Origin of the sequence: Shewanella sp. DW31, from assembly GCF_015767295.1 — a bacterium.
In the GTDB taxonomy this organism is placed as follows: domain Bacteria; phylum Pseudomonadota; class Gammaproteobacteria; order Enterobacterales; family Shewanellaceae; genus Shewanella; species Shewanella oncorhynchi.
On the sequence record NZ_JADWMP020000011.1, the window covers coordinates 24,662 to 40,023 of the forward strand.

Here is a 15,362-nt window from a genome sequence, read left to right on the forward strand (position 1 = left end):
CGTATTGGGTTAATTATTGAGCGTGACGATTAAGTGCAGAGCGACTAAAGGTAATTAGCAGACCATTGTTCAAAAAACGTTTGGTAGGGCTTGATAAAGTACTCCGCGGCAAATTTGCCTTGCTCATTAGCCAATTGGCTACGTTCTGCTCGATCATAAACAATTTGAGTCAGTGAATGATCCAAGTTTTTCAAATTAGGTTGATAGCATTTCCCTGCAACAGCATTGGCATTATAAATCTCAGGGCGATAGATTTTTTGAAAAGTTCCCATAGTGCTGATGGTGCTTATCAACTCAAGATGGGTGTAATCATTGAGTAAATCACCAACGAAATAAAAAGCTAAAGGCGCCACGCTATTTGGTGGCATAAAATAACGCACCTGTAAGCCCATTTTTTTGAAATATTGCTCAGTTAAAGACGATTCATTTGGCTGATATTCAACCCCTAATACGGGATGCTGATTCTCAATTCTATGGTAGATTTTATTATCCGAAACACTGAGACAGATAACCGGTGGCTTATTAAAATTCTGTTTGTAAGCATCAGAATTAACAAAAGACTGAAAGAGCTTGCCATGTAGACCACCAAAATCATCTGGAATACTAAATTTGGCTTGGCCCTTATTATGTTCTGCCAGTAATATGCTAAAGTCATAATCGCGTACGTAAGATGAAAAGTTATTGCCGACAATACCTTCAATACGCTTATTAGTTTTATGATCAACAATATTGGTTTTCAAAACTTCAATCGATGGGAAGGTTTGACCACTGCCGTCAATATCCAGATTAACGGAGATAATTTCGAGTTCGACAGTATAACGATCACCTTTGGGGTTATCCCAATGCGCTAAGGCATTAAAACTGTTGTCAATCATCTTTAACGCGTTGCGTAAGTTCGCTTGGCGATGACTGCCTCTGGCCAAATTAGCAAAGTTGGTGGTGATACGCGTCTTGTCTGAGGGATGATAATTTTCATCAAGACAAATGCTGTTAATCGTAAATGTAAAATGCTTATTCATAGTGATCCAGTATCCCGTTGTCTGATTTCAAACCTGAGTTTATGCCCTGCTCTTCTAGCTTCTCGACCCTACTCTGATAGACATTATTCGAGTTCTGTCTGAGGTTCTATTTAACTTAAGTGCCGATGACTTAAGTCCTGATGGCTTAGCTAGGGTGCAACTTCAAGCTTGTCTAATATTTCGCTTGGAGTCATTTATACGTGGTTCGGCACATGAACAAAAACGGTTTTATTTCACATACAACATGAGCCATATTCATGATCAATTAACATGGCTTTGTGGATTAACCTGAACTTGGGATAGGGAAAAGCAGGAGCAGCAATATGTTTTCGAGTTAGTTCTCCTAGAGTCGGCTTGTAATAGCCGATTACACATCTTTTCCCAAAGCTCGTTGTATTACCTGTTGCGCGATATTTATTGTCATTGTGCCCCAGTGACTCGCCGCCTATTTATTTTAAAAGAAGCATCCCTGAGGGCTCTACTAAAACATGTTTTAGTAGGTCACTGGTGCAACAATGCCAATCTTAACTAACCCTCTCGCTGCTCGTTTAGCTAAAAAGCTATTGCATCATTGTGAGCTATGACCGATTAATCACTCAGCGCGCAGAGGATAATTTGACTTACATTTAGTCATTCCAAAAATATGGAAGTAAAGACAGATTACACCTCTATCTAAGTGACTAAATTTAGCGTACCAGTACAATACTTACTTATTATGTGAGAGTTGGAATTTAGGCTTTTATTGATAATGTTGCACCAAAAGCAATTAGACCCAAACCACACGCCTGATTAATTCTATGACCAAACTTTTGAATTATGTGACTCGCTTGTACAGATGTGACTAGGTAAGCGACTATACAAAACCAAGCCATATGTAGAAGTGCAATGTAAACGCCATAGCTAATAACGAAAGACATACCTTCATTATTGGCTGAGATTAGTTGGCTAAAGACGCTTAGAAAGAAAAGCATTGTTTTAGGATTCAATACATTACACAAAAAACCTTGAAATATGTACTTTCGAGTATGTGTGGGTTGGTCTGTTGAGTTTTCATAGTCTAATTTCAACTTAGAACTGACTAACCCTGTTACACCGAGATAAATTAAATACGCCGCACCAATGTACTTCACTATGCTAAATAAAACCGCATTCTGAGAAACTAAGTGACTAATCCCTATCACTGAATAGGTAATATGCACACAAACACCAATCCCTATCCCAAGAGCCGTTAATATGCCCGCTTTTCTGCCAAAAATTGCACTGTTTTTAAATACTAAAACAAAGTCAGCACCAGGGCTTACTACGATTAAAAGCCCAAATACTGCAAAACTTATTAACTCCATTTTCTATCCTAACTGTTCATGATTTTAAAATAATTGTATAGATTTATTGGTAAGTTATAATCGAAAAAAAGGCATCCTAAATGTGAGAAAAAGTCACAGATGAGACATTTAAAAGCATTCTATGTATTTCATATTACGGCAGAGTCATCGAGTTACAGTAAGGCAGCAGAAAGACTTCATATCACTCACGGAGCAGTGAGTAAGCAAATTAAATTGCTAGAGAGCCATTTGTCGAAGTTACTGTTTTACAAACAAGGTAGAGGAATGTGTCTCACGCAAGAAGGTGAGCTACTCAAGCTGTACACTGATATTGCGTTTAATGCTCTAGATAATGGAGTTAAGAAGCTAACGAGGGAAAGCAATAAGCATCTTGAAGTTTCCTGTGAGCCCACATTAACTATGCGCTGGCTGATGCCTCGGCTGGCCAGTTTTTTCCAGCTTACGGGTATTGATGTTCGACTATCAACAGCAGGAGGGCCTGTGGATTTATGTGAAACAGGATTATCTTTAGCCATCCGGCGTGATGACTTCGATATTAGCCCAGAATATACGACACACAACTTAGTCAATGAGTGGGTTGGCCCTGTTTTTTCGCCTGAATATTGGAACAAAGCTCAGCACAACTTAGATGATATCGTTTTGCTTCATAGTGAAACGAGACCTTCTGCATGGTCAGATTGGTCATCACGTTCAACACATGCCTTTAATATCAATAAGTCTAAATCCTTTGAGCATTTTTATTTCTGCTTACAGGCGGCAGTTGACGGTTTAGGGGCTGCTATAGGGTCATATCCTCTGATAATCGATGACTTGAAAAACGGGAGACTGGTGGCTCCATTTGGATTTACTCAATCTGGACATCGTTATGTACTGCTCAGCCACACAGAAAGACTGGGAAGCAATGAATTGGAGTTTTTAAACTGGTTAGAAAAGACAATGTCCTTATGCCAGCCTGAAACTCTTAGTTCGTAATTGTAGTGGGTTAGTGAATTTGATCTGCTATTTGTAGGCGACTCGCGTGGTTTGGAGTAGAAAAAGTTATCTGAAAGAGAGGGCTCTCCATCTCGTAGTAACACGAAAATATCCAAAAGTTTCTTATGTTCAATCGAATGACTTCGCTCAAGTCTAATCAGGTTGAACAATTTAACAGAATACTTATGACTTAGTTTTTGAACCTACGGGTTACACTAATACTTGAAAGGTGAGCCATGGTGATTGGCGAGACGACCGTCCGCCCCATGGACGGGGCGGTCGAGCATCCACGGATGGACTGGCTGCGCGTTGGGGAGCAAATGCCATGGCAAACCATTGCTCAGAACGATGAACAGCCTCCCTACCGCCCCAATCCTTTATCTCTTGCTTCTAGATGGCTTCTAGATATCGCTCGCTTCGAAAGGCGTTGCTAGCCTTAAAGTCGTCTTGCCTCGATCACACTATCGACTTGGGTCAGTTTAGATAACACCCGCGATAAACCATCGAGGTTATAAAGCTCCAGTTCCAACTCAATCGCGGCGGTCTGATTTTTAGTGTCCGATGACGAACTCATGGCCAGTACATTGGATTTTTCGGCCGCCAGCACTGAGGTTAAGTCACGCAATAAGCCACTGCGATCGTGGGCTAATACCCGCAGACGCATTCGATAACCGCCGGAGTAATTTTCGCCCCAGACCACATCGACACCGCGCTCAGGGTGAACCCGCATCAGCTCTTTCACTTGTTCACAATCGGCGCGATGCACAGAAATTCCGCGGCCCTTAGTGATAAAACCTAAGATCTCATCACCGGGAACAGGCTGACAACAACGGGCGATATGGTTAAGCAAATTACCCACACCGTTGACTTCAACCTGACCACGGCCACTGGAAGTCGGCTTATGTTGGCCTTTCTTAACTAATTCTTCGACCGCATCTTCCTCTGACACTTCATCGAGTCGCAAACGGCTTTGAATATGGTTAACCACTTGATGCAGACGCACATCACCGCCGCCAATTGCCGCCAGTAAGTCATCCATACTCGCCATATTAAAGCGCTCGACCGCAATGGCCGCGTCTTTAATTTTAAGGCTCACCCGCGCCAGTTCGGATTCGAGCATTTCTTTGCCGGCGACAATATTCTTGTCTCTGTCCTGCTGCTTAAACCAATGCTGGATTTTAGAACGCGCCCGCGAGGTACGGATATAACCTAAGTTAGGGTTAAGCCAGTCGCGCTTAGGATTGGGCTGTTTCGAGGTGATGATCTCGATACGCTCACCCGTTTCAACCTGATAGGTAAACGGTACAATACGGCCATCGACCTTAGCACCAATACATTTATGTCCCACTTGGGAGTGAATGTAATAGGCAAAGTCGAGCACGGTTGAGCCCAGTGGCAAGTCGACGACTTCACCGCTTGGGGTGAACACATAGACCCTGTCTTCAAACACTTGGCTGCGGACTTCTTCAACCAAGTTGCCACTTTCGACCACGTCTTCCTGCCATTGCAGAATTTTACGTAGCCAGTTAATTTTTTCTTCGTAGCCGCTTTGCTTACCGGAATGATTGCCTTCTTTGTATTTCCAGTGCGCGGCCACACCGAGTTCAGCATCTTCATGCATGTCTTGGGTACGAATTTGAATTTCAACGGTTTTGCCCTCAGGCCCCACCACCACGGTATGAATCGATTGATACCCGTTAGGCTTAGGGTTAGCGACATAGTCGTCAAATTCCCGTGGAATATGGTGCCAAAGCGTATGCACCACACCTAATGCACCATAACAATCCTGCAAACGCTCAGTCACGATACGCACGGCGCGCACGTCAAACAACTCATCAAATTTGAGGTGCTTACCCTTCATCTTGCGCCAAATACTGTAGATATGTTTCGGCCGGCCATAGACCTTAGCGCGAATTTGATCTTCATCTAATCTTTGTTGCAACTGGCTGACAAACTTGTCGATAAAAACTTCACGATCCAGTCGTTTGCCATCTAATTGCTTAGCAATGTCTTTATAGGTATCAGGATGCAGATAGCGGAAAGAAATATCTTCCAGCTCCCACTTCAATTGTCCAATCCCTAAACGGTTAGCCAGCGGCGCGTAAATATCGGCAATTTCACGGGCCAGCAGCACGCGAGTTTCTTCGTCGGCATTTTTCACCGCCCGTAGTAAACACACACGCTCGGCAAGCTTAATCACCACAGCGCGCACATCTTCAACCATAGCCAATAACATGCGGCGGATATTGTCGATTTGCGGCTCGGTTGAACGACTATTAGGATTGATTTTCAAGGCGCCGATGGCGTTCATGGTCACGACACTCGCGACTAAACGCGCCAGCGGTTCACCAAATTTCTCTTGGATGGCTTCTTCGGTCAGTAACCCTGCATCGAGCACCACAAACAAAATTGCCGCCTGCAGGGTTTCAATATCCATGTTTAGCGGTGCGAGGATTTCAATCATCTCTCGAGCACGTTCGAGCAGTTCTCTCTTCGCCGCAGGACTCTTGGCGGGTAAGGCGTCAATCTGCCCTATCAAAGAGAGCAGCATCTGCGCTTCATCGGCATGACCAACATAGCGAGCTACCCAATCTTCTAAGTGAAAATCGGGATCATTAAAGTGCGCTTCGCGAACAGAGACCATCTAATTTATTTCCTTATCCGTGCTCAGAGAGAAAGTGGGCACCACTTCAGCTCTCCTATCTTCAGCATTGGCGCGAACTTGTCAAACCCAACCGACGTAATAATCACATTTTTTACGTTATTCAAACGCTTTGCTTACTTTGCCAGCGCAAATTACTTGGTTAATTCAAACAGTGCCATGGCTTCGATATGGTGTGTTTGTGGGAACATGTCGATAAGTCCCAATTGCTGTAATCGGTAACCGCGCTCTAACAGTACAGCGCTATCGCGAGCCAAGCTCGCAGGATTACACGAAACATACACGACTTTGCGCGGCTTCATTTTCTTTAGCCATTGCAAGCTTTCAAATGCCCCCGCACGAGCGGGATCGAGCAGTAATTTATCAATCTTGCCCATCCAAGGCTCAAGGGATAAATCCGCACTTAAATCGCCGTGGTAAAAGGTCAGTTTATCCAGATTGTTAGCTTTCGCGTTCACCCGTGCCTGAGTCACCATTTCGGCAACCCCTTCGACGCCAATCACATCAGCGCCCATTTTCGCTAAGGGCAAACTGAAATTACCCATGCCGCAGAACAAATCCAAAATGCGCTCATCTGGCGCTGGCGCTAACCAATCCATCGCTTGAGCGACCATCGCCTTGTTAATCTGTCCGTTCACTTGCACAAAGTTACCTGGGGTGAAACTTAAGCTCACCGCATCTGACTGCGCATTTTCATCTAACAGTTGATAAACCGGTAACACTAACTCAGCACCGACGCCTTGGAATTGGCCTTCGTTGTCCTGCAGACAAATATGGATCTGATGCTGCTCGGCAAAGACGGACAACTTAGCGAGATCTTTATCGTTTAACGCCTTAGTGATCCGCAGCACTGCGAAATGACCATTATCAGCGGCAATCAACTCAAGATGGCCTAAGCTGGCTTTAGCTGACAATTGGTTCAGCAACTTAGCAAAGGGGACGATCAAGTCCGATAACGGCTTAGCTAACACCTGACACTGGCTGATAGGCACCACATTGCTGCTACTGGCGGCACGAAAACCCAAGCTTAAATGTTTGGTATTTTTATCAAATAAAGTTGCAAGACGGGCGCGGCGACGATAATGCCAACCTTCCCCCGTGAGTGCGGGCGATAACGAGCCGCCTTCAGTGCCAGCAAACTTAGCCATAATATCCAGCAACGCGGCTTCTTTATGCTCACGCTGACCCGATAATGACATATGCTGTAAGTCGCAGCCGCCGCAGGTGTGGTAGTGTGGACACTCGGGCTCGACGCGCTCAGGACTTGATGAATCGACTTTAATCAACTTGGCACGGGCATAATTTTTCTTTTGCTCGGTGAGCTGTACCGTCACGGTTTCATCGGGCAAAGCTCCAGGGATAAACACGACTTTACCTTGATGTTGTGCTATACCAGCACCTAAGTGATCGAGCTGTTCTACGCTCAGCGATAACTTAGCCGACAACTGTTTGGAACTATTTGGTTTTGCTTTAAAAAATTGCGCCATTTCGGCCTCTAAATCAATAAAATACTGGCAAAGACCGCCCTCTTTCTGGCAGTCTTATAAAATTATCTTAGTCTCTGTCACAGGAAACACCGCCGCTGCTATGAACCCTGTCAACAACATGACCAAATACAGCCTACGTTCTTGGGTTCTTGTGCTGGCGCTCGCGCCAACAATCTTGGTCGGTATCCTTCTGGGCAGCTACTTTACCATAAACCGTTTTTATGAGCTCGAAGATACGCTCGTCGAACAGGGCAGCAATATTATCGAGCCCCTGTCGATTGCCAGTGAGATCGGCTTAGTGGCGAATGATCGCGAGGCGACCAAACGCTTACTCGCGGCGGCACAGCTCAACAAATCCACCTTAGTAAAATCCATCGCGATTTTCGATGCAAATAATCAACTCTTTGTGACCTCCCACTATCACAAAGACTTTGAGATTATGCGCTACAAAGAAGCCCTCAACACGCTGCATAAAACCGAAATTGAACATGTGGACGACAGCCTTATTTTACGGACGCCCATTTTTGCCACAGGCCCCATTGCTGCTCCCGCTAATTACGATATCCAGACAGACGATGGTCATCTTTTAGGTTATATCTCGATAATAATCAATAAAGAACGCGCCTTGTTAGAGCAACATAGAGCCGCAGTCGCCGCCTTTATTATCGTGTTGATCGGCGTGCAGTTAAACCTGCTATTTACTTTCCGGCTAGTGAAAAACGTCACTCAGCCCATTACTGAAATGGTGCGCGTCGTCGCTAAAATCCGTGAAGGTAAATTGGACGCCCGCTTAGATGGCAACTTGATTGGTGAGCTGGACTTACTCAAACGCGGTATCAATGCCATGGCGGGGTCGCTATCGGAATACCATGATGAGATGCAGCAAAATATCGACCAAGCAACGTCGGATCTGCGGGAAACCTTAGAGCAGATTGAAATCCAAAACGTCGAGTTAGATTTAGCTAAAAAACGCGCCCTAGAAGCCAGCCGAATTAAATCAGAATTCTTAGCGAATATGTCCCACGAGTTACGTACGCCGCTTAATGGCGTTATCGGTTTTGCGCGGCAATTAGTCAAAACACCATTGCATTCGAGCCAAGTCGATTACATCAAGACCATAGAACGCAGCGCCACTAACCTGCTGGGTATCATCAACGACATTCTCGATTTTTCTAAACTCGAAGCCGGTAAAATGGTGTTAGAAAACATGCCCTTCGGCCTTAGGGAAACCATAAGCGATACGATTACCTTAATCTCGGGCAGCGCCCAGGCCAAAGGCCTAGAACTCGTCGTCGATATCGCCCCCAACGTGCCCGACAATGTCAATGGCGATGCCATGCGCGTATGCCAAATCATCAATAACTTGGTTGGTAACGCGATTAAATTCACTGACTCTGGCAGCGTGATGGTCAAAATCGAACTGCAGAGCCAATCGGATGAACAAGTGGTACTGCGCTGTGATGTGGTCGACACAGGTATTGGTATCGATGAAAGCCAACAGGACTTTTTATTCCAAGCCTTTGGCCAAGCAGACTCGTCGATTTCGCGCCGCTTTGGTGGCACCGGCTTAGGTTTAGTGATCACTAAACGTTTAGTGAATCAAATGGGCGGCCAAATCGGCTTTACTTCATCCCCAGAAAAAGGCTCAAACTTCTGGTTCAGTTTGCCGCTCGGCTTAGGTCAATTCCAAATCGGTGACTCACTGCCGCTCGAAAAACTCAAAGACAAAACTATACTGTTTTACGAACCGCGAGTACTCACCCACGCAGTATTAAGCCGCCAATTGAATCAATGGGATACAAAAGTCACCCATCATCAGCATATCCCAAGCTTGTTGACTACGCTCACCACGGCTGAAGCGCCATACGACTATGTTCTCTTGAGTTGCCATGGGTTTAGCGATTCAGCACAACTGGTAAGTACACTAAACTTAGCGAAGACCAAAACAGATTGCCTTATAGTGCTATACGATTGTCAAGAACAGGATGCCTTAACCCAATTTATTCGCCCGAATGCCGATGTGGTGTTGTCTCTGCCCGTCAGTGAGCATCAGCTTGCGCGCAACTTACTCTATCCACCGATGGAGTACGACATCATAGCCCCTGCGACAATATCCACACCGGTAGCTCGCCAATCCTTAACCGTGCTAGCGGTAGATGATAACTTTGCCAACTTAAAACTAATTGATACTTTACTCAGCGAATTAGTGACGACTGTGGTTGCCGTCAACAGCGGTGATGAGGCAGTTAAACAGGCGAAGACTCGCACCTTCGACTTGATCTTTATGGATATCCAAATGCCTGGCACAGATGGCATTAGCGCCACGAAGCAAATTCGCCAAGGCTCGATGAACCGCAACACGCCGATAATTGCCGTGACAGCCCATGCCATTGCCGAAGAACGCGAACTGATTTTAGGCAGTGGTATGGACGGATATTTGCCTAAACCTATTGATGAAGCGGCGCTCAAAGATATTATTCATCGCTGGATCACTCGGCCTAAGTTCACCCATTTTGACCTGCATACGCTGAACTGGGATTTATGCTTAACCCAAGCCAATCACAAGGCCGATCTCGCCTTAGATATGCTCAGAATGTTGCTCGACTCATTGCCGCAAACCGTGGCGACGATTCAAACGGCGCTAAGTCAAAACGAGCACCCAGTCATGCTCAGTACTATCCATAAGCTGCATGGTGCGAGCTGCTACTGCGGCGTGCCAACAACCCAAAGGTTATGCCAAGAAATTGAATCGGCACTAAAACGTGAAACATCGGTTGAAGATCTCGAACCCGAAATACTAGAGTTACTTGATGAGTTAACTAAGGTAGAATCTGCGGCAAATCAAGTGATATCACAGCTATCAGCGGAAATAACAGATGACCAAAAAAACGGGCTTCTTTAAACGTCTCAAGGCGTTAACACTGCCACAAAAACAACTCTTCGCCACTGCACTTTGCCAACGTATGTTGCCCAACTATCAACTGTTTTCCGAAGTCTGTGAGTTTGGCGATCCTACTGTGTTGAGTACCGCATTAGAACTATTGTGGCAATCCCAGTACGACTCCAAGCTCAAATTCAATGTCGATGTGCATCTGCAACGCCTGGAAGATAACACCCCAGATCCTGCTGATTTTGAAGCCTATGGCGTCTATCCTGCCATGGATGCTGTGGTCGCTATATCGACCTTACTAGGTGCGATTCAAGGCAAAATTGAAGAAGATATAGTCAATATCAGCAAATTATCATCCAGCACAGTGGCTAACTACATCGAAGCGATCAGCGATGTCGATTTGGTGGATGAAGCATTAGATGATTTCGTTTTCGCCCATGAAGTCATGGAAGAAGAGAAAGAATTACAAAATTCTCTGCTGGAAATTATTGAAGAAAATCCGAAGATCACAGCGGAACTGGTCAAAAGCTTACGCAAAGACATTATCGAAGCTGGCGTATCAAATATCGGTATCAGCGTCGCTTAATTGATGGGGGTGCTTGGGGTTACTCAAGCACCTATTATCCATGCAGAATAAGAAAGGGATCATCGTTTTACACCCTCACCAACGAATCCCGTCAAAGATATCCAGTTGCTATAAATAGCATCAATAAAGATTGAGTTATTCCAATGAGAAAGATTGTTTATCAAGGATTTATCTTAACCAATAGCGAAGGACGAACCGACAGTTGGAAACTGACCATCAAAGATCAACAGCGTATCGGTTCTTTATTTGAACTACGGCGTTTAGTGGGATACTTCTTAGAACTCGGCATACTGCCCGCGACACGCTCCAGCCTGCAAGATGCAAAACAAACGCAAAACACCATGAGCAAAAACACCGTAAAACCTAAAAGACGCTAAAAATCAGTTCTCCTCAATAAATCAACGCATAGAAAATAACTCTGGCGCCTTTGACTGCATAAACTCAATAAAGACTCTTACCTTTAGCGGCTGCTGGCTGCGCTGATGATATAAAATCGAAATTCGCCTCTGTTCGCCAATCCATTCAGGCAGTAATACTTTAAGTTTTCCCTCTTTAATCTGCTGTTTTACAAATAGTTCAGGACCATACAAGATCCCACCATGGCCTAAAGTAGCCTGAATCGCTCCGTGTAAGTCCGTGAGGGTGAGCTTAGTCGGGCCATTAAAATAAAAAGACTCGCCGCTTGGATGCTTTAAATGCCAATTAAACAGCGGCCAGACTTTTATCAGTTGATGGGCTTCAAGATCATCGGGATGCTCAAGTTTAGGTGCCTGAGCCAAATATTCTGGTGTGGCAAACAGGCAATAGTCGAGCTCGCCTAAGGTACTCGACACCCAAGAAGAATCAGGCTGAGCACCGCCAACAATCGCCACATCTATGCCTTTGTCGATCAAATCGACTAACTCATTGCTCTGGGAAATGTGCAAACGGATATCTGGATACAAACGGCCAAACTCATTCAATGCCTGAATAAACACAATGGAAATAATCGAAATCGGTGCGGCGATGCGCAGGGTTCCCTCGGGTTTATCACTGCCTAAACCACTTAGTTCATCAAATTGAGCAACCACACTCTGGTAGCGTTGAAAGAGCGCCAGCCCTTCCTCCGTCAATCGTAACTTGCGGGTACTGCGCATAAAGAGCTGTTTATCGAGCTTCTCTTCCAACTTCGCTAACTTGCGGCTCACAGTGGCGATGGGCATATCGAGCTCCTTCGCCGCCTGCGAAAAACTGCCCGCATTGACTAAATGCACAAAAAGATAGACAAGTTGTAGTTCAGCGCCTAAATCATCACTCATTGCATATCCTAATTTCACATATTGGGTATTGACGTTAAAACGCTAAATTCACTAAGTGATTGTGTTTTAAACATTGAATTATTCACTTATACGACCATAGCGCAATAGCCTTAGATTGAAATGGTATGTTATTTTGTGGCGAGTTTTACTGCGCTGGCGCTAAATCTGGCTCTAAAGTGACATAAAAAGAAGCAAGTGCTGTAACTCTGTCCACCAAGAATCATAGCGACAGTAAAATGACGACGGTGGGCGAGTTTATTCAAATTTAATCGTAAGGATGAGTGAGGGAAATGACCATTTTAACCCCTCTGTTTGCCGTCTTCGGGATCATGTTGCTCGGCACACTAGTGCAAAAACTAAAACTCTTGCCCATCGATACGGATCAAGTGCTGAACCAATATGTCTACTACATTGCGTTCCCCGCGATCATGCTTATCGCCCTCGCGCAGCAACCGATTGATGAAATTTTGCAATGGGGATTTATTGCGGGCTACAGCACAGCTATGGTGATCACTTATCTTGTCTGCCTTGGATTCTCGCTGATTGCTAACCCTAAACAGCATGCAGTTGCCGCCATTCGAGCCCTCAATGCCACCTTTGGTAATACGGCATTTATTGGTATTCCACTGCTCATCATCCTCTTTCCGCAGCAGCAAAGTGCCTTAGTCGCCGCCGCGATTGCCAGCTTATTATCCGTGCTGATGTTTGCCGTCGCCTTAGTCTCGATGGAACTGGCCACTAACACCCAAAGACAACACCACGCCTTAATCATAATGGCAATGGCGGTCGGTAAAAACCCTATCGTTATTGGTAGCTTAATTGGCGTCGGCATTTCGGCGCTAGAGATAAAACTGCCGTCAGGGCTGGCGCTAATGATCCAGCAAATAGGCAATACCTCAAGCCCCTGCGCCCTATTTGCTATCGGCATGGTACTCGCCAAAGCGATGCGCTACCAGAAAGATAGCAGCGTATTTAGCCCCAAGAATTTTATCGAACTGAGCCTTATCAACCTCTTCAAGCTGGCTATCCAACCGGCACTCGTCTACTTTATGCTTAACCGTTTTGGAGTAAGTGGTGACTACCTGATCATGGGCGTGATCTTGAGCGCACTGCCCACCGCGGCTAGCGTGTACTTACTCGCCCAGCGTTATAACACTCAGGCTTCAACCAGTGCTCAAGGCATTCTATTTGGCACCTTAGTCACTTTCTTCAGTTTACCTATCTTAGAAAGTTTAGTAAGAACCTATGCATAATCAGTTAATTAAAAATATTTACTGCCGATAATGCCGATTATTTACCCAAGCCACTTTACTGTATATAAAATCAGTATATACTGTTTATCAATACAGTGGTTTGGTATGTTTTTCGACAGGAATTCACTATGCTTTGCCAACTCAGCATTAATAACTTCGCTATCGTCCGTTTTTTAGAACTGGATTTTCGCCCCGGTATGACCAGCATCACAGGTGAAACCGGTGCGGGTAAATCGATTGCCATCGATGCGCTAGGCCTATGCCTAGGCAATCGCGCCGATGCCAGTAGTGTTCGCCCCGGAGCCAATAAAACCGAGGTCAGCGCCCGCTTTTCCTTGGATGATATTCCACTGGCAAAACGTTGGTTAGAAGATAACGATCTTGAACTCGATGATGAGTGCATCCTACGTCGGACTATTGGTAGCGATGGCCGTTCACGCGCCTACATCAATGGTAATCCAGTGCCGCTGACGCAGCTAAAATTACTGGGTCAGTTGCTTATCGGTATTCACGGTCAACATGCGCACCATGCAATGTTAAAAAGTGAACATCAACTCACCCTGCTCGACAGTTATGCCAACCACAGATTGCTTATCGATACGGTTGCCGCCAGTTTTCAACGCTGCAAGCAAATTGAGGCCGATCTAAAGCAACTCGAAGCCTCCCAGCATGAACGTATTGCCCGTAAGCAATTAGTGCAATATCAAGTAGAAGAACTCGATGAGTTTGATCTTAAAGTTGATGAGTTCGATGAGATTGAGCAAGAGCACAAACGCTTAGCCAATGGCACTGAGTTGATTGATACCTGTCAAGCGAGCTTAGATATACTCACTGAAGGCGAAGAGAACAACATAGAGTCGCTGCTCAATCGAGTCATTTCCCTCGCCGAAGACCTGCAAAGCTACGATCCTGCATTAAGCAATATCAACACTATGCTCAATGATGCCTTAATCCAAGTGCAAGAAAGTGCAGGCGAATTACAGCACTATTTGAGTAAGCTTGAACTCGATCCAACCCACTTTGCCTATTTAGAAGAACGGCTATCAAAAGCCATGCAACTGGCGCGTAAGCATCATGTTAGCCCGAATAAACTGGCCGAGCATCATTTAGCATTAAAGGCTGAGCTAAGCACCTTAGACAGTGATGAAAGTAAACTTGAAGAAATTCAGCTTCAAGTCGAGGCAAGTAGAGCCGCTTATCTTAGCAATGCGCAAAAGCTCAGCCAAAGCCGTGCCCGCTATGCTAAAGAACTCGACAAACTGGTGACTCAGTCAATCCACGAACTGAATATGCCTAAGGGTAAATTTACGATCGAAGTCAATTTCCACCCCGAGCAAATGTCAGCCAATGGCAGTGACAATATCGAATTTATGGTAACCACTAACCCTGGCCAACCCTTGCAACCGATTTCGAAAGTCGCGTCTGGCGGTGAGCTCTCACGGATAGGGCTAGGGATCCAAGTGATTACCGCGAAGAAAGTTGCCACACCGACATTGATTTTCGATGAGGTGGATGTCGGGATTTCCGGCCCCACCGCAGCAGTGGTGGGCCGCATGTTACGCAGCTTAGGGGAATCGACCCAAGTACTGTGCGTGACTCACTTGCCGCAAGTTGCGGGCAATGGTCATCAACACATGTTCGTCGATAAATTTAATAAGGCAGGCAGTACTGAGACCACAATGAAATCGCTCGATCGTGAGCAGCGTATCCAAGAGCTTGCAAGACTGTTAGGTGGCGATACTATCACCAGCAATACCCTCGCGAACGCAAGGGAACTGCTGCAATAGTAGTATGGATCAGATAACGGATGAGGTCGCTAAACGCTTGAATCTACACACTCTATATCACAAGC

Annotated in this window: 11 protein-coding genes; 6 read left to right on the top strand and 5 right to left on the bottom strand. The window is 45.4% G+C overall.

All coding sequences use genetic code 11. The features are described 5' to 3' along the window. Positions 1-44 precede the first annotated feature (44 nt). Both GWI56_RS10920 and GWI56_RS10925 read right to left on the bottom strand, forming a co-directional pair. Positions 45-1,019, bottom strand: a complete 975-nt coding sequence (locus GWI56_RS10920; protein ID WP_198572904.1) for a DUF1852 domain-containing protein — start codon at positions 1,017-1,019, stop codon at positions 45-47. Positions 1,020-1,750: 731 nt separating this feature from the next. After that, positions 1,751-2,362, bottom strand: a complete 612-nt coding sequence (locus GWI56_RS10925) for a LysE family translocator (RefSeq protein ID WP_198572905.1) — start codon at positions 2,360-2,362, stop codon at positions 1,751-1,753. A gap of 99 nt (positions 2,363-2,461) precedes the next feature. Between GWI56_RS10925 and GWI56_RS10930 the strand changes: the two genes are divergently transcribed. Continuing rightward, the gene (locus GWI56_RS10930) at positions 2,462-3,334 is read left to right on the top strand and encodes a LysR family transcriptional regulator (RefSeq protein ID WP_198572906.1); all 873 of its coding nucleotides are present in this window, start codon (positions 2,462-2,464) and stop codon (positions 3,332-3,334) included. A 436-nt stretch (positions 3,335-3,770) separates the two neighbouring features. Here the strand turns inward: GWI56_RS10930 and relA are convergent, their stop codons facing one another. Together relA and rlmD are read right to left on the bottom strand one after the other, a co-directional pair. Beyond that, a complete protein-coding gene (relA, locus tag GWI56_RS10935; RefSeq protein WP_028761378.1) occupies positions 3,771-5,978 on the bottom strand; it encodes a GTP diphosphokinase in 2,208 nt (735 codons plus the stop codon). Positions 5,979-6,130: 152 nt separating this feature from the next. Further along, positions 6,131-7,483 (bottom strand): 23S rRNA (uracil(1939)-C(5))-methyltransferase RlmD, encoded by a 1,353-nt coding sequence (gene rlmD / locus GWI56_RS10940; RefSeq protein WP_198572907.1) that lies wholly within the window; start codon positions 7,481-7,483, stop codon positions 6,131-6,133. 100 nt (positions 7,484-7,583) lie between these two features. Here rlmD and barA point away from each other — a divergent pair, with 100 nt between their 5' ends. The 3 genes from barA to GWI56_RS10955 all read left to right on the top strand — a co-directional run bounded on the left by barA (position 7,584) and on the right by GWI56_RS10955 (position 11,336). Beyond that, a complete protein-coding gene (gene barA, locus GWI56_RS10945; RefSeq protein ID WP_198572908.1) occupies positions 7,584-10,385 on the top strand; it encodes a two-component sensor histidine kinase BarA in 2,802 nt (933 codons plus the stop codon). Then, complete coding sequence (locus GWI56_RS10950; protein WP_198572909.1) at positions 10,360-10,959, top strand: YjaG family protein; 600 nt, start codon at positions 10,360-10,362, stop codon at positions 10,957-10,959. The genes barA and GWI56_RS10950 overlap by 26 nt, the downstream gene beginning before the upstream one ends. A gap of 143 nt (positions 10,960-11,102) precedes the next feature. Further along, entirely contained in the window at positions 11,103-11,336 is a 234-nt protein-coding gene (locus GWI56_RS10955; protein WP_131523583.1) for a DUF3319 domain-containing protein, read from the top strand. A 21-nt stretch (positions 11,337-11,357) separates the two neighbouring features. On the opposite strand, the gene lldR is transcribed toward GWI56_RS10955, so the two are convergent. Next, positions 11,358-12,257 (bottom strand): LysR family transcriptional regulator LldR, encoded by a 900-nt coding sequence (gene lldR, locus GWI56_RS10960; protein ID WP_105251752.1) that lies wholly within the window; start codon positions 12,255-12,257, stop codon positions 11,358-11,360. Positions 12,258-12,547: 290 nt separating this feature from the next. Between lldR and GWI56_RS10965 the strand changes: the two genes are divergently transcribed. Further along, on the top strand, positions 12,548-13,510 hold the full coding sequence (locus GWI56_RS10965; RefSeq protein WP_198572910.1) for an AEC family transporter: 963 nt from the start codon (positions 12,548-12,550) through the stop codon (positions 13,508-13,510). A 128-nt stretch (positions 13,511-13,638) separates the two neighbouring features. Further along, positions 13,639-15,297 carry a DNA repair protein RecN gene (gene recN, locus GWI56_RS10970; protein ID WP_198572911.1) on the top strand — a complete coding sequence of 553 codons (1,659 nt, stop codon included), beginning with the start codon at positions 13,639-13,641 and terminating at the stop codon, positions 15,295-15,297. The last annotated feature ends 65 nt before the right edge of the window (positions 15,298-15,362 follow it).